A 21894-nucleotide genomic window follows, 5' to 3' on the forward strand; every position below is an offset into this window, starting at 1 on the left:
GCCGCTCAGAAGTCGTCCACGGGATCCGGGTACACCTCTTCCTCGTCCTCCTCCTGGGCTGGGGCGGCGTTGCGGCCGCGGCCCTTGGGCTCGGGGGCGGGCTCGGGAGCGCCCTCGGGGCCCACCACGTACCACTGCCGGCCCTGCTGCACGCGCTTGAGCAGCCCAGCGTGCTCCAGGGCCGCCAGCATCTTGGTGAACGAGGAGAAGCCGTGGTCGCGCTCGTCGAAGTCCGGCTCCTTGCGCACGATGGCTTCCTTGATGGCCGACGGATTGAGCGTGCCCGTGGTGCGTGCGAGCAGCCGCTGCACCACCTCCACGACGCTCTCGGGCAGCTCGCCCTTCTGCGCCTCGGCCTTGCCCTTGGCGCCCTGGGCCTGCTCCTTGCCCGAGCGCTCCTGCCCCTTGGCATCCTTGCCGTGCTTGCGGCCGCGCGGGCCCTCCTCCTCGTGGCCGCGCTTCTCCTTGTCCTTCTCGGCGCGGGTGCGCGGGCGCAGGTAGATGAACTCGTCGCAGGCCTTCACGAAGAGGGGGCTGGTGGCCTCCTTCACCGCGAGCCCGATGAGCTGCTTGCCGTTCTCGCGCAGCTTGTAGGCGAGCGGGCAGAAGTCGCTGTCGCCCGAGGCGATGGCGAAGGTGTCGATGTGCTCGCGCGCGTAGCACAGCTCGAGCGCGTCGATGACCAGGCGCATGTCCGCGCCGTTCTTCCCCGAGCGCGTCGAGGGGGGCACGTCGATGAGCTCGACGCCGAACTCGTGGAGGTTGCCCTTGGCCTCCTTGAAGCGGGACCAGTCGCAGTAGGCGCGGCGGAACACCACCTTGCCGCGCTCGAGCAGGCGGTCCATGGCCGGCTGCAGGTCGAAGCTGCCGGCGGAGAACCCGGTGTTCGTCACCAGGTTCTCGAAATCGAGGAACAGCGCGATGCGGTGCTCGGTCTTTGAATCCAGATGGACCTCGGAGAAACGTGCCGCCCTGGCGGCTGGGAGAGGGAGCGCTCGCTCGGAGACTAGCCCGGCGCGCGACTCCTGGGCGCTACCCTACTCCCAACCCGCTCCCCTGCCTGCAACTTCCTGGAGAATCAGCGCCCGGGTGTCCCGCAGAAGCGCTCCAGCCGCGCGAGCGCCTCGGGCAGGTTGGTGCGGCCGAAGCCCAGCCGGAAGTGGTTGCCCGGGAAGTCATACACGTCGCCGGGCAGCAGCAGCACGCCCTCCGTCTCCACGAGGCGCTGGCAGAATTCGGCCACCGGCATGCCGGTGAGCAGCTGGGGAAAGGCCACGCTGCCAGCCCTGGGGCGCACCCAGCGGAAGGTGTCCGCGCGCCGGGCGAAGAAGGCGTCGAGCAGCGCGAGGTTGCGGGTGAGGATGTCGCGGCTGCGGGCCAGCACGCGCTCGCGGGCGCGCAGGGCAATCAAAGACAGGATTTCGCTCGGGGCCGCGTTGCAGATGGTCGTGTAGTCCTTGTACGCGGCGCACCGGGCGAGCAGCGAGGTGTCGCGGAGCGCGAGCCACCCCACGCGCAGCCCCGCGAGCCCGAAGGTCTTGGACATGACGCCCAGGCTCACCCCGCGCGCGGACAGCTCCACGGCGGCGGGCAGGGTGTCGCGCGGGTCGAGCTCGAGCATCCGGTACACCTCGTCGGACAGCACGTATGCGCCCCGCTCCTCGGCGAGCGCGAACAGGCCCTTCCACGTCTCCGGGTCCGGCATGGCGCCGGTGGGATTGTGGGGGAAGTTGACCACGATGAGCTTCGTGTCCGGCCGCAGCTCGCGCTTCAGCGCCTCGAGGTCCAGCCGCCAGCCGTCCTCCTCGTGCAGGCGCAGCAGCGACACGTCGGCGCCCGTGGCGCGCGCCACCTCGTGGAGCGACTGGTAGCCCGGCCACGTCACCACCGCGTGGTCCCCGGGCCCGAGCAGCACGTTCATCAGGACGAAGAGGGCCTCCTGCGCTCCGCCGAACGTGAGCACGTGCTCGGGAGCGGCGCCGCGGTAGAGCCGGGCAATCTCCTCGCGCAGCACCGGCAGGCCGTTGGTTTCCGTGTAGCCGAGCGACAGGTTCTCCCAGCGCTCGCGCGCGTCCGCGTCCGCCAGCGCGAGCAGCTCGCTCATGCGCCAGCCCTGGATGTCCGAGGAGCACAGCAGGTACGGCGCGCTGAATTCCCACTTCGCGAAGTAGCGCTCGAGCTTGAAATCCGGAATCCGCATGGCGCCTTCTACCGTGAGCCGAGCAGCTTCTCGAAGAACGCCGACTTCTCCTCGCGGTAGGCCTCCATGGACCCGCCCTCCCACTTCGCCTTCAGCGCGTCGTACTCCGCCACCCACTCCGGGTGCTCCAGCAGCCGGTCTCTCGCTCGCGAGAAGAAGTCACGGCTCCCGCCCATCGCCGTGAGCTGGATTCCCAGGGGCACTGGCAGCGACTCGTCGTGGAAGCTCGCGAACTCCGGCGTTCGGTCGCTCCCCTCGTTCCTCGCGTAGTGCCGCGCCAGGACCGCGTCCGCTTCCACGAAGCGCTCGGCGGGCACCCGCACCTGGATGTCGAGGTCTCCCTTCGTCCTCGCTCCGGGGATGGCCGTGCCCCCCACGTGCTGGACGTCCGCGTACGGCAGCAGCGAGGACAGCCGCGCGTGGTGCTCGCGAAAGGCGGCTTCCGCTCGCTCGCGGACCTGCGCATGGGGGAGGAATCGGACGGTCTCCATCGTGCCCGCGACGGTAGCGAAGCGCGTGATATGGGGGAATAACCCACTCCCCCGCTTGTACGGGCGCCCGCCCTCCGCCCCCGGAACAGGCTCGCGGAGTGGCTCATCCCAACAGGTGAACATGCGTCTTCTGAAAGTCGTCCTCGCAGCCGCCGTCTTCCCCCTCACCGCGGCTGCACAGCCACAGACCACGGCGCAGCGCGGCATCGAGGTCGGAGATCTCAACCGCACCGTGGATCCGTGCTCGGACTTCTACGAGTACGCCAACGGGCAGTGGCGCGCCAGCAATCCCATCCCGCCCTCCATGGTGCGCTGGAGCCGCCGCTTCGCCTCGGGCGAGCTCGCCAAGGAGCAGCTCAAGGGCATCCTCGAGGAGGTCTCCGCCAGGAAGGACTGGCCCGCCGCCAGCGTCGAGCAACTGATTGGCGACCACTACGCCTCGTGCATGGACGAGGCCCGCCTCGACTCGCTCGGCATCAAGCCCCTCGCGCCGTTGCTCAAGGAGCTCGACGGAATGAAGAGCGCCGCGGACGTGCAGAAGATGATCCGCCGCTTCAACGAGCTGCGCATCCCCGTGCCCTTCGGGCTGAGCGCCGCCTCCGACAATCACAACCCGAGCCAGATGCTCGCCGACGTCTGGGCGGCCGGCATCGGCCTGCCGGACCGCGACTACTACGTGAGCGCCGAGCAGCGCTTCAAGGACGCGCGGGAGCAGTACCTCGTCCACATCGCGAACACCTTCAAGCTCGCGGGCAACTACCCCGAGTCCGCCGAGGCGGCGGCCAGGACGGTGCTCGCCTTCGAGACGAAGCTCGCGGAGGCCTCGCTGGATAACGTGGCGCTGCGCGACCCGCAGGCCACCGACCACCCCACCCCCTTCGCCGAGCTGCGCAAGCTCACGCCGCACTTCGACTGGGCCTCCTACTTCCAGGGCGCGAAGCTGCCCAAGGGCAAGCTCAACGTGCAGGAGCCGAAGTTCCTCCAGGAGGTGGACCGTCAGCTCCAGCAGACCTCGCTGGCGGACTGGAAGACGTACCTCAAGTGGCACCTGCTCCATGCGGCGTCCGACTCGCTGTCCACGCCCTTCCAGCAGGAGCGCTTCAGCTTCTATGACCAGTACCTCGGGGGCGCGAAGGAGCAGAAGCCCCGGTGGAAGCGCTGCGTGGAGTCCACGGACCAGCTGCTCGGCGAGGCGCTCGGCCGCAAGTACACCGAGAAGTATTTCCCTCCCGCGGCCAAGGCCCGCATGCAGGACCTGGTGAAGAACCTGCTCGCCGCCATGGGCGACAGCATCCGCGGCCTCGAGTGGATGGGCCCCGAGACGAAGCAGAAGGCGCTCGAGAAGCTCTCCACCTTCAATCCGAAGATTGGCTATCCGGACAAGTGGAAGGACTACAGCCGCGTGAAGGTGCGCCGCGACGCGTTCTGGTCCAACGTGATGGCCGGCCGCCAGTTCAACGCCGCCGATGACTGGAGCCAGATTGGCAAGGCCGCGGACCGGGGCCGCTGGGGCATGACGCCTCCCACCTCGAATGCCTATTACAACCCGCTGCTCAATGAGATCGTGTTCCCCGCCGGCATCCTCCAGCCGCCCGCGTTCAGCATGGACGCCTCGGACGCGGTGAACTACGGCGCCATCGGCGTGGTGATCGGCCATGAAATCAGCCACGGCTTCGATGACCAGGGCGCGCAGTACGATGCGCAGGGCCGCCTCGACAACTGGTGGACCGGCGAGGATCTGAAGAAGTTCCAGGCGCGTGGCCAGTGCGTGGTGGAGCAGTTCGACAACTACTTCATCGAGCCGGGCCTGCACCACAACGGCAAGCTCGTGCTGGGCGAGAGCATCGGCGACCTGGCGGGGGCGCGCATCGCGTACCTGGCCTTCAAGAAGTCGCAGCAGGGCAAGCCCGAGGCCCCCAGCGTGGATGGCTTCACGCCGGACCAGCAGTTCTTCATCGCCTGGGGCCAGTTCCGCGGCGACGCCCTCCGCCCCGAGACGCAGCGGCTGATGATTCAGAGCGACCCGCACCCGACGGGCAAGTACCGCGTGATTGGCCCGCTCTCGAACCTGCCCGAGTTCCAGAAGGCCTTCAGCTGCAAGCCGGACTCGGAGATGGTGCGTCCGGCCGACAAGCGCTGCGAGATCTGGTAGCCCAGCGCGCCCCGCCGGCCTCCGGTCGCACTTCGCGCCAACTGGTCCGATGGTCGTACCAGTTGCTCGCGAACCGAACCGGCGGGGCCCCCCTGCTCGAGCTCTGTCCGGCGCCCTGTCTGGGATTGCGCCGGACGGCTCAGCGCTCGAGCTGCATTTCGTCGAGCTGGATGGTGTGGCCGTCGCCCGTGAGCGGCTGGAGCGCGAGCCCGCGCACGGCCGAGAGGGAAAGCCCGTCATTGGGCGCCCCCGCCGGCTGCCAGTCCGTGCGCCGCGTGAAGGAGCTCATCGGCACGCGCAGGTACTTCCACCCCACGAAGTCGTCCTGGAACTTGTACTCGAAGCGCTCGGCCGTGTCGGCGTTCGAGCCGTTGTCCCTCAATTCCAGACGGAAGGTGTCGCGAGTCGCGGTGCCCCGGAACCAGAAGTTCAGGGAGCGCACCCCGCTCCAGTCCTGGGGCGCCGCGAAGGTGCGCGCGATGAGCGCCTGCCCCGAGGCCACCGAGTACTCCAGCACCAGCGCCTTGTTGATGTGCCCCAGATCGAAGACCCAGGTGTTGAGCCTCGCGCTCGTCTCCGCGACGGCGGGCCAGTTCTCCTGCACCTCGAAGTCGTCCAGCACCTCGGTGGTCGAGGCGGGGCCGTAGCGGATGCCCTCGGCGGAGGAGGCCAGCGGCGTCCCCGGGTAGTCGAAGTGGCCCATCCAGGATTCGGTCGAAGGGCCGACGCCGGGCCAGAAGTTCATGACGATGCGTCCCGGCACCGAGGGCAGCGCCCCGTTCGAGTCGAGCTCGGAGTGCACGCGCTTGCCGTCGACGTACCAGTGGATGGCCGAGCGCGTCCATTCGACGCCATAGGTGTGGAAGGCCTCCGAGGCGTCGAAGGGCAGGTCGATGAGCGTGTCGTGCCGCGTCTTGGTGGTGAGGTAGTCGGTGAGGTAGTTCACCTGGAGGCGCTTCGTGTTCGCCCCGAGGATCGACATGTCGATCTCATCCCAGCGCGAATTGTCGCCCGGGCCCGTGACGATGGAGAAGGCCGTCAGGGTGCCCGGGGCGCGCGCGGGCTTCATCCGCACCTCGTAGCGCCCGTAGCCGTAGTAGCGGGTGGAGGCGACCTCGCCCGAGGCGTAGGGTCGGCCCGAACACCCGCCCGGGCACGACGCGGTGTCGAGCCGCAGGTTCATCGTCCCGCCGGAGAAGACCACGTGGTCCGCGCGCCAGCCCGCGTTGAAGTCCTCGCTGCTGGCCCACCCATCCGAGCGGCGCCAGCGCGCGTCGTTGAAGGCGTCGAAGGGCTCGTCGAAGGACAGGGGGCCGTTCACCCACGCGAGCGAGGGAGGCGCTCCGACGTCGACGGTGGTACCGCCTCCGCCGCCACCGCCGCCGCCGGGGACACCGCCGCCGCCGGGGACACCGCCGAGGGTGTCTCCTCCGGGCGGGTTGATGTAACAGCCCGCCAGCGACAGGCCGAGCGCCAGCAGCCCCCAGTTCACGTTGCGAGCCATGTGTCGCGCCTTCCTCTTGAGGAGTGTGGCGGCGATTCTACCCCGGAAAAGGGGGAAGCGTGGCGGCCCGGGGTTTCCCGGGCCTCGCCATCGACACCCCGCCCCATGGCACGCTCAGCCGCTCGCCTGGCACGACGCCCGCGCCGCGGGCCTCACTTGAGGAACAGCAGCGCCAGCAGCCCCACCACCAGCAGCACCGCGCCCACCACCAGCAGCACCTTGGCCACCGACACCGGCGCCTCGCCCAGCACCACGCCCGCGTCCTGCCCGTGCACCACCACCCGGTACGCCTTGCCCCGGTAGCGGTACGCCAGCACGTACGCCGGCAGTGCGTAGCGCTTCGTCTCCAGGCTGGAGAGCACCACCGCCACGTGCACGTTGCGGTGCCGCCGGCCCGGAATGCACGTGCGCTCCACCTGCTCGCGCGCCTCCGTCTCCACCGCCTCCAATATCTGTCGCCGCGCCCCCGAGCGCGTCACGTCGAAGCGCTCCACCTGCGCGTCCTCGGGCCCCCGCTGCGCCGCCTCCGCGCTCGCGAGCTGGTACGCGCCCGCGAGCTTCTCGCACTCCTCCTCCGTCAGGCCTCGCGACGCCGACACGAGGATGTCCTGGAACGTCATGTCCTGGGTGCCCGCGTGCGGCGCCCACTGCGAGCGCCCACTCCCCGCGTCCGAGTCCGCCGCCCAGCTCACCCGCGCCCCCGCGCTGAAGCCCCACGCCGGCCACCACATGGGCCGCAGCGACTCGAGCGCCGCCGACTCCGCCAGGTCCGACGGCCGGAAGAAGCTCTTGCGCGCCAGGAAGCCACTGAGCGCCTGCCGCGCCGCCACCGGCTCCAGCGTGAAGGGCAGGAAGACTTCCGCCTGCTCCAGCGGGTCCGCCGTCGTCTCCACGTGCATCACCGACGCGCAGAAGGCGCACCGCGGCGCCTTCACCTCCGCCGAGTACTCCAGCGAGGCCCCGCACGTGTCGCAGCGCACCACCTTCGCCTGCTCCCTCACCGCCGGCAGCACGCCCTGCTCGCGCGGCGCCCCCACCGCCAGCCCGCAGATGGGGCAGCGCAAATCCCCCACCTCCAGCGCGCTCCCGCACCGCGAGCACCCCGTCACCGCCAGCGCCGTCATCGGTGGCCTCCGTGGTTCATCAGCAGGTACACCGCCGCCCCCAGCGCCAGCACCGCCAGCACCGTCAGCGCCACCTTCACCCAGGAGAGGGGCACCTGGCCGAACACCTCGCCCGTCTGCCCATTCACCACCACCCGCAGTGGCGGCTTGTGCTCGTCATAGCGCGCCGCCAGCACCCAGACGGGCACCAGGCACACGTCCAGCGACTCCGACTCCAGCCGCGTCTGGTGTTGCAGCTCCCGGTGCGAGTCCCCCGGCAGGAAGGCCTCCAGCCTCCGGGCCACCTTCGCCACCGTCTCCTCGCGCGCCAGCTTCAGGCACTCCTCGCGCGAGAGCGACGGCTCCTCCGCCACCCACCCGGCCACCAGCGCCGGCTCGTAGCGCGCCAGCACCCTCAAGTCGAAGGGCTCCAGCGCCTCCAGCTCCGCGTTGGACAGGCCCCGCGAGGCCGTCACCAGCACGTCCGGCACGTACTCGGCGTGCTCGCCGCGCAGCGGGCGCCACTCCGTCTTCGTCACGGTGCGCGTCTTCGTCACCGTCTTCCCGTTCTCCGTCGCCGTGTACGTCTCCGTCTCGGTGTAGTCCTCCCCGATGGAGGCGCTGTAGCGGCTCGTGGCGAGCGCGCTGTAGAGGTACGCCGGCACGTACACGCCCCGCACCTCCCGCAGCGAGGCGCGCTTGAGCCCCGAGTGGCTCCACGGGTTGCGCGTGCGCAGCCAGTGCTTCACCCGCTCGCCCGCCGCCGGGTGCGTCAGCGCGAAGCCCAGCGCGAAGGTGGGTGCCGGCCGGTCCACGCTCGGCGGCCGCTCCACCACCGAGGGCGCCGCGCAGTACGGACACACCGTCGTGCGCAGCTCCTGCGCCACCACGAGCTCCGCTCCACATGATTGGCACCGTAAGTTCATCTCCACCTTCTCCCGGGCATGAGTCGGACCCCCGCCTTACCATCTCATTCCGCTCAACATTCACGCGGAGTTGTTGTACATCCGCCCACCCTTGCTCCGATTTCACCCCATCACCTCCCAGGACGGAGTGTCTCTGTCCTTCACCCCCCACCTCGCGGCGCCCGGCCATGAGCCGTCGCGCATCAGCGTCGACAGCGGCCAGTGGCCCCTGCTCGTGGTGAAGCTCGGCCACGGCGCCACGCGGCAGGAGCTGGAGGCGTACCTGGCGGCCCGGGCCGCGAGTCTGCAGCGGCGCGAGCCCCACGTGTGCATCATCGACGCGCGCGAGGTGGACATGGCCCCGCCCCAGCTGCGCCAGCGCTACACCGACTGGCTGGCCGAGCACGAGGCCTCGCTGCGCCAGTGGGTGCTGGGCACCGCCTACATCCTCCATTCACCCGCGGTGCGGATGATGATGAGCGTCATCCGCCACTTCGGGCGCCTCACCACGCCCTTCGTCGTCACCACCACGATGCAGCCCGCGGCCACCTGGGCCTCCGAGCGCCTGCAGGAGGCGGGGCTCGCCCCGGCCGCCACGCGCGTGCGCGCGCAGTACGCCATCGCCGCGAGCTGAGCCCGGCCCCCAGGGGAAGCCCCCGGAGGAAACCCCTATGCTCGCCCCCGGAGAAACGGAGGCGCCTGGGGATGACTGCCGCCAGTGACATTCAGTTCGACGACTCCGTGTGGCCCCTGGTGCGGGTGCGGTTCCTGGGTGTGCCCACCACGCCCCAGGTGGAGGCGAACCTGGCGCGGATGACGGCCGCCCTGGAGCGGGGGGAGCGCCACGTCTACGTGTTCGACGCGGGCGGGATGACGGGCGTGGGCCCGGCCGAGCAGCGCCACCTGCAGGCCGCGTGGCTGAAGCAGCACGACGCGCGGCTGCGAGCGCTGGTGCTGGGCGTCGCCTTCGTCATCCACTCGCCGCTCGTCCGGCTGGGGGTGAGCATCGTCATGCACCTGCGGCCCCTCCCCGGGCCCTACCTCATGGCCGCGACGCTGGAGGAGGCGGTGGCCTGGGCAACGGAGCGCCTGGCCAGGGACGGCCACGGCCAGGCGGGGTGAGGCGCGTCCCAGCGGGCCCCCGCGGGTGCCATCTTCCCAGTTGCATCCCCGGCGCACGGCGGGAAGAGTGCAGGCCCGTCCCTCCCGCCCTCGGAGCCCGCGCCATGCCGCACCCGTCCCCCCCCGTCATCGGCATCATCGGAGGCAGCGGCCTCTATCAAATCGACGGCCTGCGGGACGTCGTCTGGCGCAAGGTGGCCTCGCCCTTCGGCGAGCCCTCGGATGAGCTGTGCTTCGGCACGCTCGAGGGCACGCGGGTGGTGTTCCTGCCACGCCATGGCCGGGGCCACCGGCTCGCGCCGTCGGACATCAACTTCCGCGCGAACCTCGACGTGCTCAAGCGGGCGGGGGTGACGGACGTGCTCTCGGTGTCGGCGGTGGGCAGCCTGCGCGAGGACCTGCCCCCGGGCACCTTCGTGGTGGTGGACCAGTTCATCGACCGGACGTTCGCGCGCACGAAGAGCTTCTTCGGCACGGGCTGCGTGGCGCACGTGTCCATGGCGAAGCCGGTGTGCTCGCGGCTGGGGGACGCGGTGATGGGGGCCCTCCAGGGGTTGGGGATTGCCTCGAAGCGGGGCGGCACGTACCTGGTGATGGAGGGCCCGCAGTTCTCCACGCAGGCCGAGAGCGAGCTGTACCGGAGCTGGGGCTGTAGCGTGATTGGGATGACGAACATGCCCGAGGCGAAGCTCGCCCGGGAGGCGGAGCTCTGCTACGCGACGGTGGCGATGGTGACGGACTTCGACTGCTGGCATCCGGGCCACGACGCCGTCACGGTGGACCAGGTCCTCTCGGTGCTGATGGCCAACGCGGGCAAGGCGCGGGCGCTGGTGAAGAGCGTGGTGCCCCGGCTGAGCGGGCACGAGGGCCCCTGCCGGCAGGGCTGCCAGACGGCGCTCGACCATGCCCTCATCACCGCGCCCGAGGTGAGAGACAGGGCGCTGCTCGAGAAGCTGGACGCGGTGGGAGGCCGGGTCCTCGAGCGCCAGGCCCCCTAGACGCCCACCGTTCCGGGGTGAGGGTACGGGCCCACCCGTGTTCTCCTCCCGTTCATCCACTTGCGAGGAGACGCATGAAGGTCCACGGAAAGCCGACACGCACCCTCTGGGTCGAGGCCGACGGGAAGTCCATCGGCATCATCGACCAGACGCGCCTGCCCCACGCCTTCGCGACGCTGCGGCTCACGACACTGGAGGAGACGGCGCACGCCATCCGGTCCATGCAGGTGCGAGGGGCGCCGCTCATCGGGGCGACGGCGGCGTACGGGGTGTGCCTGGCGCTGCGGGAGGACGCCTCGGACGTGGCGCTCGAGCGGGCTTGCATGCACCTGCAGGCCACGCGGCCCACGGCGGTGAACCTGCGCTGGGCGCTCGACGAGATGCGCCACGCGCTGCGCCCGCTGCCCGCCTCCGAGCGGCTCGCGGCGGGGTACGCGAGGGCCGCGGCGCTGTGCGACGAGGACGTGGCCATCAACCGGGCCATTGGCGGGCACGGGTTGGGGCTCCTCGAGTCGGCGTGGGCGCGCAAGGGCCAGCGGGGCCGGGTGAACGTGCTGACGCACTGCAATGCGGGCTGGCTGGCGACGGTGGACTGGGGCACGGCGCTCGCGCCCATCTACCTGGCGCACGAGCAGGGCATTCCCGTGCACGTCTGGGTGGACGAGACGCGGCCGCGCAACCAGGGCGCGAGCCTGACGGCGTGGGAGCTGGGGCAGCACGGGGTGCCGCACACGGTCATCGCCGACAACGTGGGAGGCCACCTCATGCAGCACGGCGAGGTGGACCTGTGCATCGTGGGGACGGACCGCACCACGGCCCGGGGCGACGTGGCGAACAAGATTGGCACGTACCTCAAGGCGCTGGCGGCGAAGGACAACGGGGTGCCCTTCTACGTGGCGCTGCCCTCGCCCACCATCGACTGGACGCTGGAGGACGGGGTGCGCGACATCCCCATCGAGCAGCGCGACGGCCGCGAGCTCACGGACGTGAGTGGACGGCTGCCCTCGGGCGAGGTGGTGACGGTGCGGGTGACGCCGGAGGGCAGCGCGGTGGCCAACTACGGCTTCGACGTGACGCCGGCGCGGCTGGTGACGGCGCTGGTGACGGAGCGGGGCGTGTGCGCGGCCTCGAGCGAGGGCTTGCTGTCGCTCTTCCCCGAGCGGCGGCCGGCGCGAGACACGGGGACATGAGTGGACGGGAGCACCTGGCGCTGCGCGAGGAGCTGATTGCCACGGCGCGGAAGATGAACGCCTCGGGGCTGAACCAGGGCACGAGCGGCAACCTGAGCCAGCGGGTGGAGGGGGGCTTCCTGCTGACGCCCACGGGGATGGACTACGACACCCTGGAGCCAGAGGACCTCGTCCTGATGCGGATGGATGGGAGCCACGAGGGGCGGCGGGCGCCGTCGTCCGAGTGGCGCTTCCACCGGGACGTGCTGGCGAGCAGGCCCGAGGTGGGGGCGGTGCTGCACGCGCACGCGATGTTCTGCACGACGCTGGCGTGCCTGCACCGAAGCATCCCGCCGTTCCACTACATGGTGGCGAAGGCGGGGGGAGCGGACATCCGGTGCGCGCCGTACGCGACGTTTGGCACGGAGGAGCTGTCGCGCCACGCGCTGGAGGCGCTGGAGGGACGCAAGGCGTGCCTGCTGGCGAACCACGGGATGCTGGCGTTGGGCAGGACTCTGGCGGACGCCTTCAAGCTGGCGGTGGAGGTGGAGACGCTGGCGGCCATGTACTGGCGCGCGCTGCAGGTGGGCGAGCCCGTGCTGCTCGACGCGGCGGAGATGGCGAAGGTGCTCGAGAAGTTCAAGACGTACGGCCAGCAGCCGAAGCCGCGGTCCCATGGATGATCCGCGAGAGCTGCTACGCAAGGCCTTCCCGAGCTACGGGCCAGACTGGGATGCGGCCATCGACGCGGGCGTGGATGTCTGCCTGCTCGAGGAGAATCTCCGCCTCACGGTCACCGAGCGGCTCGAGCAGTTGCAACGCATGACGGAGCTGTACGAAGCCCCGCGCCCCAAGAGCGCCGACGACGCTGTCACGGACTCCTGAGCTTCTCCGCCTCACCCCTCTCCGGTCGCGTTCTCGCCGGTCCGGTCCGACCATCGGACCAGTCGCTGAAAAATCGTCCCCGGCCGGCCTCCCGGTGATGCCCTCCCACAGAGGGTGGAAAGGCCTGTCTCGCGTCGGGTTCTGGCCCCCATTTCATGTCAGACCCATCCGTTAATGTCTTCACATCACGACGCCAAAGAGAGGCACTCAATGGACGCACTCAAGGAGTCACCTCACGTGTCGGTGAACAAGCTGGGGCGCTACCTCACGGCCACGCCCGCGCTGCGCAAGCGGCTCATCGACAACCAGAAGCACCCGCCGAACCCCCAGTACCTGCGCTACCCCGAGGCCGCCCAGGCCATCACCGACTTTCTCTGCCGCGGCCAGGACGAGTCCCTGCTGCGCCAGCACCAGCACCGGCTCGCCACCACCGTCTTCGAGCAGGAGTTCGACGCGCACCGCGCCCAGCTGTGCCTCGAGGCCATCGAGCACTACCGCCAGTTCCACCCGCGCCTGGGCCTGCGGGGCGTGGTCGCCAGCGAGGTGGGCCATGAGCCGCCCCCGCTCGAGATGGCGGGCGTCTCCATCCGCGTCTGGCCCCAGGTGGTGCTCCAGTCGGTGGACCGGCACGGCCACAACAAGGTCGGGGTGATGAAGCTGTACTTCTCCAAGCACCACCCGCTGGACGAGCGCTCGGGGCAGTATATCGCCACCCTGTTGCAGGCCTTCGCCGAGCAGCACCTGGCGCCGCTGGGGCCCGTGGAGCCGCGGTTGGTGCGCGTGGTGGACGTGTTCGCCGGGCGCGAGTACCTCGCCCCCAAGGCCCGCGCCCGCCGCCTGTGCGACGTGCAGCACGCGTGCGAGGAGATCGCCGCCCGTTGGCCCGTGCAGTAATGGACGCCCGGCCCGCCACGTGGGGGGACGTGCGCCCGGCGGCGCCCCTTGTGGCGAGGGGGCCCCGTCGTTAAGACTCCTGCTCTACACGACACGACGGGAGGGGCGACGGCCTTGCTGGACGCACTGTGGGAACGGCGGGCGCTGCTCGTCTCGGGAAAGGGGGGCGTGGGCAAGACGACCGTGGCGGCGGCGCTCGCGCGCGCGGCGGTGGCCTCGGGCAAACGGGTGCTGCTCGCCGAGGTGGAGCTGGCCTCCGAGCCAGAGGACGGCCCCTCGCCCCTGGCCGCCATGGTGGGCACGCGCGCCTCCGGCCCCTCCGTCACCGAGGTGTCCCCGGGCCTGTCCTTCGTCCGCCTGTCCGCCCTGGAGGGCCAGCGCCTCTTCCTCCAGGAGGTGCTGCCCCTGCGCCTCATGGCCGACGCCGCCATGCGCACCCGCGCCCTGCGCCGCTTCCTCGAGGCCGCCCCCGCCCTGCGCGAGATGGGCGTCCTCTTCCAGATGCTCCACTTCATCCGCCGCACCCGGCCGGATGGCAGCCCCCTCTACCCGCTGTGCATCCTGGATCTGCCCGCCACCGGCCACGCGCTCGCCATCGCCTCGCTGCCGGACACGCTGCTGTCCGTCATGCCCGGTGGGCCCGTGGGCCGCGCGGTGCGCGAGGGGCTCGCGCTGCTCAGGGAGCCGCGTCTCACCGGCGCCCTGCTCGTCACCCTGCCGGAGCCGCTGCCGGTGAGCGAGACGCTGGAGCTGTCCACCGCCATCCAGCGCCACCGCATCCCCATCGCCGCGGGCGTGCTCAACCGCATGCCGGAAAACCCCTTCTCGCCGGACGGGCGGGCCGCCGTGGAGCGGCTGCTCGGCGAGCACGGGCCACACCTCGGACAGCGCGCGCTGGGGCGGTTGGACAGGGCCCGGGCGGCGGAGGCCCGGCTCGTGGGCAACCTGCCGGCCCCGCTGCTCACCGTGCCCGAGCTGCCCGCCGTGGGCCGGGAGCTGGTGGACCGGCTCGCCACGCACCTCACCCGTCCCGCTTCCCCTGGAGCGCCCTCGCACGCGGGCGCCGGAGTCCGGCCATGAGCCTGCAGCCGCTGCTGCGCGAGAAGCGCGTCCTCGTGCTGTGTGGCGCGGGGGGCGTGGGCAAGACGACGACGGCGGCGGCGCTCGGCGTGGCGGCGGCGCGCGCGGGCCGCAAGGTGCTGGTGCTCACCATCGACCCGGCGCGGCGGCTCGCCGAGGCCATGGGCATGCCCGAGGGCGGCGCCGAGCCCACCCCCATTCCCCCCGAGCGCCTGCACGCGGGCCACGCGCCCGGCCCGGGCCAGCTGCACGTGTGGATGTTGGACCCGCGCGTCGTCTTCGAGCGCTTCGTGCGGCGGCTGTCGCCCACCCCCGAGGCGGCGCGCACCATCCTGGACAACCGCCTCTACCGCTTCCTGTCGGACCTGGTGGCGGGCATGCAGGAGTACGCCGCGGCCGAGGCGCTGGACAACTTCCTCGACGAGGGCCGCTACGAGCTCATCGTCCTCGACACGCCGCCGAGCCGCCACGCGCTGGACTTCCTGGAGGCGCCGGGCCGGCTGGCGCGCTTCCTGGATGACCGCATCGTCTCGCTCTTCCTGCCGGAGGAGAAGGTGCGCGGGGGCCGGCTGTGGCGCAAGACGTCGCAGCTGGTGGGCAGCGTGCTGGGAGGCATCTTCGGCGAGGGCTTCACCCAGGAGATGCGCACGTTCCTCGGGGCCTTCAGCGGGCTGTTCTCGGGCATCCGGCTGCGGGCGGACCGGCTGCGCGCGCGGTTGAGCTCGCCGGACGCGGCCTTCCTGCTGGTGACCTCGCCGGAGGCGGCCTCGCTGGAGGAGGCGTCCTACTTCCGGGACATGCTGCGCGAGAAGGGGCTGCCCTTCGCCGGCTTCGTGCTCAACCGCAGCTGGGCGCGCGAGGACGGGCTGTCCTCGCCCGAGGCGCTGCTGCGGCACGTGGAGGACGACACGGCGCGCGGAGGCGTGGAGGCCCTCATCGGCCTGGCGGACCAGGAGCGCGTCCGCGCCGAGGCGCACCGGGGACTGCTGCGGCGGCTCGCGGAGAAGCTGCCGGCGGGCGCCGTGGCGGTGGCCGCGCCCGAGGCCGGCGGCGAGCTGGAGGACTTCGGCGGCCTGGTGCGGCTGGGCGAGGCGCTCGCCACCTCGTGAGCGCCCCCGGCTGAGCGCATCGTCGACCCCAGGGCAGTGCGGGTGTCCGCAGACGGGCACTCGGTGCGGGGGCGCATGCCCTCGGGCGGACAGCAGGGCCGCCCGGGCCCCGGGAGCCCCTTGGTGGGAGCCGGGAGCGTGCCGAGCCTTCGGCGTCACTTCCGACGACGACCGCAGGAGGTCTCACCCATGGCCCAGAGGCACACCGACGATGGCCGGGAGGTCCCGGCTCGCACCGCGCCGCCCAATGGCACCCACCGCGAGGCAGAGCGCGAGCGCGAACGGCGCGCCGCGGAGGCGCCCCCAGGCTCGGCCGAGCGCTCCACCTCCGATGTCACCGGCTGGAGCCCCGAGCGCGACGAGCCCCCCGAGGTCCGTCAGGGCCGCTTCCACCGCGCCGCCCGGCTGCGCCTGGCCCAGCCGCGCACCGAGGAGGGCACCCCGACCCAGGACGACACGCGCCACGACGCGGGCCCTTCGCGCCGCCACCTCCTGGGCCGCCACCGCACCGAGCCGCGCCAGGCCCGGCCCGTCACCTCCGCCGACGGCCCCTATGGCCGGGATGATCGCGCGGGGGATGACGCCGCCGGCATGGGCTCGGGGCCGCTGATGGGCGAGGAGGACCGGTACCACTCGCTGGACTCCCAGCCCCAACCGCCTCGGGAGTACCGCCCGTGGGACCGCACCGGCGCCGGCGTCTCCGAGCGGGTGCACGCCGAGGAGCGCGGCATGCGGGGCACCGGTCGCGCCTCCCACGACACGCGCGGCGGCTACGAGCAGCGGCGCTACGAGGAGCGCGAGTGGGAGGACCGTCCCGGCTCCCAGCGGCAGGGCACGGGCGAGGTGTACTCGGGGTTGGTGGGGCTGGGGCAGCAGCCGGGGCCCTCGCGCGAGGAGACGGAGCGCCGGGGAGGCCGCTGGAAGCGCGAGCCGCTGACAGCGCGCGAAATCATGACGCGCCAGGTGAAGGGCGTGCGCCTGGACAGCGGCCTGCGCGAGGTGGCGCGCGTGATGAAGGAGGAGGACTGCGGCATCGTCCCGGTGGTGGACGAGCGCGGGCGGCTGCGTGGCGTGCTCACGGACCGGGACATGGTCATCCGCACCCTGGCCGAGGGACGGCCGCCGGACACGCTGCACGCCCGGGACATCATGACGGAAGACGTGGAGGCGGTGACGCCGGACGAGGACATCCACAGCATCATCGCGCTGATGGGCCGCAGGCAGGTGCGCCGCGTGCCGGTGGTGGAGCAGGACGACCGGCTGGTGGGCATCATCTCGATGGCGGACATCGCCACCCGCGCCGACTACGACGAGGAGCTGCAGCGGGCGCTGGATCGGATTTCCGCGAGACGCTCCTTCTGGAGCCGCCTCTACTAGGGCGATTCCCTCTCCCGAGGGGAGAGGGAAACCCGCTCACGCGAAGGACACGGTGACGCCCGACGCGTCGCTCGTCACCGGGAACTGCTTGAGCGGCCCGATGGAGCCACCGGTGTCCGGCCCCTTCGTCACCTCGCCCGACCGGGTGAAGCGCGAGTCGTGGCAGGGGCACACCAGCTGCTGCCCCGCCGCGTTGAAGTCCACGGGGCACTGCTGGTGGGTGCACAGGCCATCCACCGCCGAGTACGTCCCCCCGTCGAGGGCGAAGACGAAGATGAGCCTGCCGTAGCCCCGGGGCGTGCCCTGCACCACACCGCCCACCGTCTGCAGCTGGGGGAACTGCGAGAAGGGCAGGACGACCTTTCCACCGACGACGGCGGGGAAGGCCACATCCCCGGCCGCGAAGTCGATGGTGAGCTGGCCCGTGCTGGCGTTGAAGCCCGACACGTACTTCTTCAGCGGCGCGCGCGCGGGCGGGTGCGTCACCGTGCCGTCCAGCGCGAAGCGCGAGAGGTGGCACGGGCAGATGGCCTCGCGATCCTGGAAGCCCAGGGGGCAGCCCGAGTGCGTGCAGGTGCTCGCCACCACCGCGTACTCGTCGCCGCCCGGGTGCATGATGAGCACCGGCTGCTCGCCCGGCACGCGCAGGGTGACGGCGCCGCCCTCGCGCGACAGGTCCGGGTAGCGGGCCACCTCGAGTTGCACGAGCCCCTCCCCATCCTTGCTCGCATCCAGCACCGGCGCGGGGGAGATGTCCGGAGCGCACCCGGCGAGCCCCGTCGCCGCCGCGCCCGCGCCCGCGCCCGCCAGCCCCCTGAGGAAACCCCGACGGCTGGTGCTCACTTTCCCTCCTCCTTGAGCTGGAACTTCGTCTCCAGGTCCAGCGCGTCGTCCACCGGCACCATCAGCAGGGACGGACGCTCCACCTTGAAGGCCTCGAGGCTCACCTGGAAGGTGCCCACGGCCGACACGTCCTTCGCCGAGGTGAACGTCACCTTCAGGGGAAGCTCCATCGCCTGCTTCACGCCGTGGAAGGTGAGCTGGCCCTTGAGCACCACCGTCTGCTCCGAGGGGAACGTGGTGGGCACCTTCACGCCCGTGGCCAGGCCCTTGAGCTCGACGGTGGGGAACTTCGCCGCCTCGGTGGCCTCCTTCATGTGGGCATCCCGGTTGGAGTTGCCCGAGTCGAAGTCCGCCACGTTGGCGCGCACGGCCACCTGCAGGGTGCCGTCGGGGAGCAGCCGCGCCTTGCCCTCGGCGGGGTGCGCGGTGCCCTCCACCACGTGCAGCTTGTGCTTGAGGCGGTAGGTGAGGGTGCTGTCCCCCCCCTTCACCGAGTACAGGTGCGCGCCCTCCTGGGCCAACGCGGGAGCGGACAGCAACAACGTGGCCAGGACGGCCAGGAACGAGCGTTTCATGGTGGGTGCCTCCGGGTGTCTCAACGCGTCTTCCGCCAGGGTATTCAGAAGGCGATCATCAACATGCCCGCCCCCACGGCGCCCAGGGTCGCATAGCCGAGGACCTGGTGCGCGGTGACGTACTGCACCTGCGACAGCTGGCCCTCCTGGGCGGAGCTGGCCGTCACCAGCCCGAGCACCACCTGGGTGAGCATGCCGACGGTGGCCAGGGACATGAAAATCTTGTGGAGCGTGATGGTGTCCAGCCGCAGCTCCTTCTTGAAGGGCGTGGGCGCGAGCACGCCCAAGAGGCCCGTGCCCACGAAGAGCGACGTGGAGGCAATCACCAGCCCCGCGTGCCAGCCCTTGTAGGCGCCCGTGTCCCCGCCCCCGCGGTAGCGGTCATTCAGGTTGAGCTGCCCCACGATGACGGTGGCCGTCAGCGTCGCCGCCATCGCCAGCCCCATCCCCTGGTGAAGGGTGAGCATGGTGCGGCGCTGGGCAATCGCCCGCTCCATCTCGGGGTCCATCAGCCGCGGCGACTCGGCGGACGTCTGCGAGGGCTCGAGCAGGTCGAAGTCCATCGACGGCTCCTCGGACTGCTTCACCGGAGCGTCGGAGGGTGGAGTCTCGGCCGGCTTCGCCTCGGCGGGCGGCGCCTGCGTCTCGGAGGACTGCGGGGGAGAGGACTTCGGGGAGACCTGCGTCGACTCGGCGGCCTTCTTCTTCCCCGCGGCGAATGCGCGCGAGGACGGGGCGGCCAGGAGCAGGGCCAACAGGATGGCTACGGTGCGGGACATCGCTTTCCCTCGTTCAGCAAGGAACGCGTCCCAGTATGCGCCATCACTCGCGTGGATCCATGAGAACATTCCGCGAGGCCCCTGGACTCGAGGCCTCCGCGGGAGCCGGCGCCCTCGAAACATGAGAGCCGGAGCCCCCATGTTTCGATTTGTTTCACGCCCGCGATTCTTCCCCAGCCACGGAGGAATGACGGGCGGGGGCCGCCGGTGCGCGCTCAGGCCGGCGCGGTGGCCGGAGCCTCCGAGCGCGGCGCGGTGCCCTGGGACAGCTCCTGCCCCAGCACGCGCGGATCGAAGTAGGCCTGGAAGCGCACGATGCTCTCTCCATCCCACTCGATGATGGAGACGCCCTCGTAGGCCACCGCCGCGCCGTTGTGCGCGGTGCCGTTGGACTCCCACTCGAGCGCCACCCGGTCCCCAGCCTCGATCATGTTGCGGAAGGTGGACTTCACCTGGCGCAACATGCCCTTGTACTCGCGCCAGAAGTGACGCGCGCCCTCCCGGCCCTGGAAGGTGCGGTGGGAGGCCACGTTGCTCACCTGGGCGTCCTCCCCGAAGAGCTCCACGAGGGCGTCCAGCTCGCCGTCCTCTTCCAGTCTCGCCAGTGCGTCCACGAAACGCTGCGCTCGCTCCATCGCCATTGGGGGTCCTCGCTCCCTGCGCGTGAGGGTCCTTACGAGTCGGAGGGTGCGCATGGGCTCCCCGCCGTGCCTGTTCCGCCGGCTGGACGCTCGGCGAGCCACGAGGCGGACAACCGGGCGTGCCTCCGGGCCCGGGTCCCCACCAGGCTCGGGGCCCGCAATGGAGCGCCCGCGGCCACGTTTCCCCGCGAGGACCCCAAGCCCTGAGGCCCGGAGGCGTGCCCCGCAAAAGCGAAGGACCGCGGCCGGGAGGCGGACGCGGTCCTCTTGGCCCCCCCGCCTGGGGAGAGAGGGGGCCGGGTTTCAAGCGGGAATCAGGTGAGCACGTCGAGCGCGCGCTTGTAGTACGCCTCGCGGCTGGCCTCGCCGTTGTAGCCACCGTTGACGCGGTGGGTGATCTCGCGGAAGTTGCCCGAGTCCGCGAGGCTGCTCAGGTTGCGGCTGTTCCAGAACCAGGCGGCGGTGCGGAAGCCCACGTCCGGGTCCGCGGCGCGCTTGGGGTTGTTCTCCAGGTCGATGCCCAGCGCCTTGCCGGCGGCGCGGTAGTTGTTGCGGCCGGTGAGCTGGATGGGGCCGCGGCCCTTGAAGCGCACGCCGTCGCCCGGGTGCGTGTTGCCCAGGTCCTTGCGGCCCTCGTAGGCGGAGCCGGAGGCGATCTCCTCCATGTAGCGGAACTCACCGCTCTCGTGCGCGAGCTGCGCGAGGAAGGCGGCCTGGCGCTTGGGGGTGTTGATGCCGGCCTCGGCCATGGCCTTGTTGAGGTGGGGCAGGTACTGCTCGGCCTTGGCCTGCGACAGGTTGGGCATGATCTTGCGCAGCTGCGCGAGGCTCACGCCGCCCTTGGCACCGGGCTCGGTGGGGCCGGTGACGGGGCCAGGGCCGGTGGTGCCACCCGTGCCGCCGCTGCCGCCCACCTTGGCGCCGAGCTTCTCGAAGGCGGCGCGCGTCTTGGGGCCGTAGTAGCCGGTGTTGGGCACGCCGTGGGCGGCCTGGAACTCCTTGAGGGCCGACTCGGTCTTGGGGCCGAAGACGCCCGGGCCGGTGTTCATCTCGGCCTGGGACATGTGGCCGAGCTTCACCAGCGCCGTCTGCAGCTCCTTCACGCCCGCGCCCTTGGCGCCCTTCTCCAGGTCACCCGAGGGCAGGGCCAGGCCCTTCACCGAGCCGCCCTTGGTGGTCGGGGTCGGGCTGGACACGGGGCCGCTGCTGCTGCCGCCGCCGGCCGGAGCGGTGCCCGGGTGCGGGTTGCCGCCGGAGAAGGTCACCAGCTCGCCGGTGCTCTTGTAGTTCTTCGGGCCGCCCACGAGCCGGCCGCCCTGCATCTTGAGGGAGATTTCCTTCCCGGTGGCGGGGTCGTTGGCGAAGTAGGTGTCGCCCTTGCGGTGGGTGACGGCGATCCAGTGGTCGGTGCCGTTGGCGCCGCCGTTGGAGCCGGCGTGGTAGTCCACGCCCATGACGACGGGGCGGCCCGCGTCGATCTGCTTGTTGATGTTGGCGGCGCTGAAGGCCGTCTTGCTGGCGCCCAGGCCGGCCATCTTCGCGGCCTGGCCCCACATGATGCCGTTGCCGGAGTAGCCGTGGGTCTTGTCGAGGAAGGCGTCGAGCTCGCCGGGGTTGATGACCTTGCCGGAGATCTTGCTGATGGCCATGGCGGTGGACGTCATGGCGCAGCCGGCGGCGGAGATGGAGGAGCCGGTGCCGAGAGCGCGGCCGCCCCACTGGGCATCGCCCTGGCGGAACATGGGGGTGCCATCGGCGGAGGTGGAGAACTTGCGGCCGTCGTCATCGCGCGCGGGGCCGGACGCCTTGGTGGTGCCACCGGAGCTGCTCGTGCCACCGGAGCTGCTCTTGCCACCGGAGGACTTGGTGGGCTTGGGGTCGAAGCTGTCGGAGGAGCCGGGGACGACGAGCTTCTGCCCGACGCCGATCTTGTTGGGGTCCTTGATGTTGTTGGCCTTGGCCAACTTGTCGATGGACGTGTGGAACTTCTGGGCGAGGGCGGACAGCGTATCGCCGCGGCGGACGGAGTAGGTGCTCACGGTGGGGGACTCCCGTGGAGGATGGAAA

General features: G+C 71.2%; 22 protein-coding genes. 11 read left to right on the forward strand and 11 right to left on the reverse strand.

All coding sequences use genetic code 11. The features are described from left to right. Nucleotides 1–5 precede the first annotated feature (5 nt). The 3 genes from ACJ8AN_RS40520 to ACJ8AN_RS40530 all read right to left on the reverse strand — a co-directional run bounded on the left by ACJ8AN_RS40520 (nt 6) and on the right by ACJ8AN_RS40530 (nt 2691). Nucleotides 6–947, reverse strand: coding sequence for an NYN domain-containing protein (locus ACJ8AN_RS40520; RefSeq protein ID WP_407761139.1), 942 nt, complete (start codon nt 945–947; stop codon nt 6–8). Nucleotides 948–1078: 131 nt separating this feature from the next. Beyond that, a complete protein-coding gene (locus tag ACJ8AN_RS40525) occupies nt 1079–2200 on the reverse strand; it encodes an aminotransferase class I/II-fold pyridoxal phosphate-dependent enzyme (protein ID WP_407760989.1) in 1122 nt (373 codons plus the stop codon). 8 nt (nt 2201–2208) lie between these two features. Further along, entirely contained in the window at nt 2209–2691 is a 483-nt protein-coding gene (locus tag ACJ8AN_RS40530) for a GrpB family protein (RefSeq protein ID WP_407760990.1), read from the reverse strand. A gap of 121 nt (nt 2692–2812) precedes the next feature. On the opposite strand from ACJ8AN_RS40530, the gene ACJ8AN_RS40535 reads away from it, so the two are divergent. Further along, nucleotides 2813–4843, forward strand: a complete 2031-nt coding sequence (locus tag ACJ8AN_RS40535) for a M13 family metallopeptidase (RefSeq protein WP_407760991.1) — start codon at nt 2813–2815, stop codon at nt 4841–4843. A gap of 139 nt (nt 4844–4982) precedes the next feature. On the opposite strand, the gene ACJ8AN_RS40540 is transcribed toward ACJ8AN_RS40535, so the two are convergent. From ACJ8AN_RS40540 to ACJ8AN_RS40550, 3 genes are all read right to left on the reverse strand, one after another. Continuing rightward, nucleotides 4983–6347, reverse strand: a complete 1365-nt coding sequence (locus ACJ8AN_RS40540; RefSeq protein ID WP_407760992.1) for a family 16 glycosylhydrolase — start codon at nt 6345–6347, stop codon at nt 4983–4985. Between the two features lie 152 nt (nt 6348–6499). Beyond that, entirely contained in the window at nt 6500–7471 is a 972-nt protein-coding gene (locus tag ACJ8AN_RS40545) for a zinc ribbon domain-containing protein (RefSeq protein WP_407760993.1), read from the reverse strand. Next, complete coding sequence (locus tag ACJ8AN_RS40550; RefSeq protein ID WP_407760994.1) at nt 7468–8376, reverse strand: hypothetical protein; 909 nt, start codon at nt 8374–8376, stop codon at nt 7468–7470. Before ACJ8AN_RS40550 ends, ACJ8AN_RS40545 begins: the two co-directional genes overlap by 4 nt. A gap of 127 nt (nt 8377–8503) precedes the next feature. On the opposite strand from ACJ8AN_RS40550, the gene ACJ8AN_RS40555 reads away from it, so the two are divergent. The 10 genes from ACJ8AN_RS40555 to ACJ8AN_RS40600 all read left to right on the forward strand — a co-directional run bounded on the left by ACJ8AN_RS40555 (nt 8504) and on the right by ACJ8AN_RS40600 (nt 16989). Next, a complete protein-coding gene (locus ACJ8AN_RS40555) occupies nt 8504–8989 on the forward strand; it encodes a hypothetical protein (RefSeq protein ID WP_407760995.1) in 486 nt (161 codons plus the stop codon). 71 nt (nt 8990–9060) lie between these two features. Next, nucleotides 9061–9477, forward strand: coding sequence for an STAS/SEC14 domain-containing protein (locus tag ACJ8AN_RS40560; RefSeq protein WP_407760996.1), 417 nt, complete (start codon nt 9061–9063; stop codon nt 9475–9477). Between the two features lie 104 nt (nt 9478–9581). After that, complete coding sequence (locus ACJ8AN_RS40565) at nt 9582–10475, forward strand: S-methyl-5'-thioadenosine phosphorylase (RefSeq protein ID WP_407760997.1); 894 nt, start codon at nt 9582–9584, stop codon at nt 10473–10475. Between the two features lie 74 nt (nt 10476–10549). Next, a complete protein-coding gene (gene mtnA, locus ACJ8AN_RS40570) occupies nt 10550–11665 on the forward strand; it encodes an S-methyl-5-thioribose-1-phosphate isomerase (protein ID WP_407760998.1) in 1116 nt (371 codons plus the stop codon). Then, on the forward strand, nt 11662–12327 hold the full coding sequence (locus ACJ8AN_RS40575) for a class II aldolase/adducin family protein (RefSeq protein WP_407760999.1): 666 nt from the start codon (nt 11662–11664) through the stop codon (nt 12325–12327). Before mtnA ends, ACJ8AN_RS40575 begins: the two co-directional genes overlap by 4 nt. Beyond that, nucleotides 12320–12529 carry a hypothetical protein gene (locus tag ACJ8AN_RS40580; RefSeq protein WP_407761000.1) on the forward strand — a complete coding sequence of 70 codons (210 nt, stop codon included), beginning with the start codon at nt 12320–12322 and terminating at the stop codon, nt 12527–12529. Before ACJ8AN_RS40575 ends, ACJ8AN_RS40580 begins: the two co-directional genes overlap by 8 nt. 210 nt (nt 12530–12739) lie before the next feature. Further along, on the forward strand, nt 12740–13423 hold the full coding sequence (locus tag ACJ8AN_RS40585; protein WP_407761001.1) for a hypothetical protein: 684 nt from the start codon (nt 12740–12742) through the stop codon (nt 13421–13423). Nucleotides 13424–13537: 114 nt separating this feature from the next. Then, nucleotides 13538–14503 carry an ArsA-related P-loop ATPase gene (locus ACJ8AN_RS40590; RefSeq protein ID WP_407761002.1) on the forward strand — a complete coding sequence of 322 codons (966 nt, stop codon included), beginning with the start codon at nt 13538–13540 and terminating at the stop codon, nt 14501–14503. Beyond that, on the forward strand, nt 14500–15612 hold the full coding sequence (locus ACJ8AN_RS40595; protein ID WP_407761003.1) for an ArsA family ATPase: 1113 nt from the start codon (nt 14500–14502) through the stop codon (nt 15610–15612). Before ACJ8AN_RS40590 ends, ACJ8AN_RS40595 begins: the two co-directional genes overlap by 4 nt. Before the next feature lie 189 nt (nt 15613–15801). Then, nucleotides 15802–16989, forward strand: a complete 1188-nt coding sequence (locus ACJ8AN_RS40600) for a CBS domain-containing protein (protein WP_407761004.1) — start codon at nt 15802–15804, stop codon at nt 16987–16989. Nucleotides 16990–17025: 36 nt separating this feature from the next. On the opposite strand, the gene ACJ8AN_RS40605 is transcribed toward ACJ8AN_RS40600, so the two are convergent. From ACJ8AN_RS40605 to ACJ8AN_RS40625, 5 genes are all read right to left on the reverse strand, one after another. Next, nucleotides 17026–17832, reverse strand: coding sequence for a Rieske 2Fe-2S domain-containing protein (locus tag ACJ8AN_RS40605; protein ID WP_407761005.1), 807 nt, complete (start codon nt 17830–17832; stop codon nt 17026–17028). After that, entirely contained in the window at nt 17829–18407 is a 579-nt protein-coding gene (locus tag ACJ8AN_RS40610) for a YceI family protein (protein WP_407761006.1), read from the reverse strand. Before ACJ8AN_RS40610 ends, ACJ8AN_RS40605 begins: the two co-directional genes overlap by 4 nt. 44 nt (nt 18408–18451) lie before the next feature. Continuing rightward, on the reverse strand, nt 18452–19186 hold the full coding sequence (locus ACJ8AN_RS40615) for a hypothetical protein (RefSeq protein WP_407761007.1): 735 nt from the start codon (nt 19184–19186) through the stop codon (nt 18452–18454). 215 nt (nt 19187–19401) lie between these two features. Next, the gene (locus ACJ8AN_RS40620) at nt 19402–19827 is read right to left on the reverse strand and encodes a nuclear transport factor 2 family protein (protein ID WP_407761008.1); all 426 of its coding nucleotides are present in this window, start codon (nt 19825–19827) and stop codon (nt 19402–19404) included. A 314-nt stretch (nt 19828–20141) separates the two neighbouring features. Then, a complete protein-coding gene (locus tag ACJ8AN_RS40625) occupies nt 20142–21866 on the reverse strand; it encodes a LysM peptidoglycan-binding domain-containing protein (RefSeq protein WP_407761009.1) in 1725 nt (574 codons plus the stop codon). Nucleotides 21867–21894: the final 28 nt, after the last annotated feature.

It is taken from the genome of Archangium sp. (assembly GCF_045802675.1).
Taxonomy (GTDB): Bacteria; Myxococcota; Myxococcia; order Myxococcales; family Myxococcaceae; genus Archangium.

Excerpts from the sequence above, each read along its gene's own strand:
- ACJ8AN_RS40525 (WP_407760989.1), bottom strand. The coding sequence starts at position 2,200 with ATGCGGATTCCGGATTTCAAGCTCGAGCGCTACTTCGCGAAGTGGGAA.
- ACJ8AN_RS40530 (WP_407760990.1), bottom strand. The coding sequence starts at position 2,691 with ATGGAGACCGTCCGATTCCTCCCCCATGCGCAGGTCCGCGAGCGAGCG.
- ACJ8AN_RS40535 (WP_407760991.1), top strand. The coding sequence starts at position 2,813 with ATGCGTCTTCTGAAAGTCGTCCTCGCAGCCGCCGTCTTCCCCCTCACC.
- ACJ8AN_RS40540 (WP_407760992.1), bottom strand. The coding sequence starts at position 6,347 with ATGGCTCGCAACGTGAACTGGGGGCTGCTGGCGCTCGGCCTGTCGCTG.
- ACJ8AN_RS40545 (WP_407760993.1), bottom strand. The coding sequence starts at position 7,471 with ATGACGGCGCTGGCGGTGACGGGGTGCTCGCGGTGCGGGAGCGCGCTG.
- ACJ8AN_RS40550 (WP_407760994.1), bottom strand. The coding sequence starts at position 8,376 with ATGAACTTACGGTGCCAATCATGTGGAGCGGAGCTCGTGGTGGCGCAG.
- ACJ8AN_RS40560 (WP_407760996.1), top strand. The coding sequence starts at position 9,061 with ATGACTGCCGCCAGTGACATTCAGTTCGACGACTCCGTGTGGCCCCTG.
- ACJ8AN_RS40565 (WP_407760997.1), top strand. The coding sequence starts at position 9,582 with ATGCCGCACCCGTCCCCCCCCGTCATCGGCATCATCGGAGGCAGCGGC.
- mtnA (WP_407760998.1), top strand. The coding sequence starts at position 10,550 with ATGAAGGTCCACGGAAAGCCGACACGCACCCTCTGGGTCGAGGCCGAC.
- ACJ8AN_RS40575 (WP_407760999.1), top strand. The coding sequence starts at position 11,662 with ATGAGTGGACGGGAGCACCTGGCGCTGCGCGAGGAGCTGATTGCCACG.
- ACJ8AN_RS40580 (WP_407761000.1), top strand. The coding sequence starts at position 12,320 with ATGGATGATCCGCGAGAGCTGCTACGCAAGGCCTTCCCGAGCTACGGG.
- ACJ8AN_RS40585 (WP_407761001.1), top strand. The coding sequence starts at position 12,740 with ATGGACGCACTCAAGGAGTCACCTCACGTGTCGGTGAACAAGCTGGGG.
- ACJ8AN_RS40595 (WP_407761003.1), top strand. The coding sequence starts at position 14,500 with ATGAGCCTGCAGCCGCTGCTGCGCGAGAAGCGCGTCCTCGTGCTGTGT.
- ACJ8AN_RS40600 (WP_407761004.1), top strand. The coding sequence starts at position 15,802 with ATGGCCCAGAGGCACACCGACGATGGCCGGGAGGTCCCGGCTCGCACC.
- ACJ8AN_RS40610 (WP_407761006.1), bottom strand. The coding sequence starts at position 18,407 with ATGAAACGCTCGTTCCTGGCCGTCCTGGCCACGTTGTTGCTGTCCGCT.
- ACJ8AN_RS40615 (WP_407761007.1), bottom strand. The coding sequence starts at position 19,186 with ATGTCCCGCACCGTAGCCATCCTGTTGGCCCTGCTCCTGGCCGCCCCG.
- ACJ8AN_RS40620 (WP_407761008.1), bottom strand. The coding sequence starts at position 19,827 with ATGGCGATGGAGCGAGCGCAGCGTTTCGTGGACGCACTGGCGAGACTG.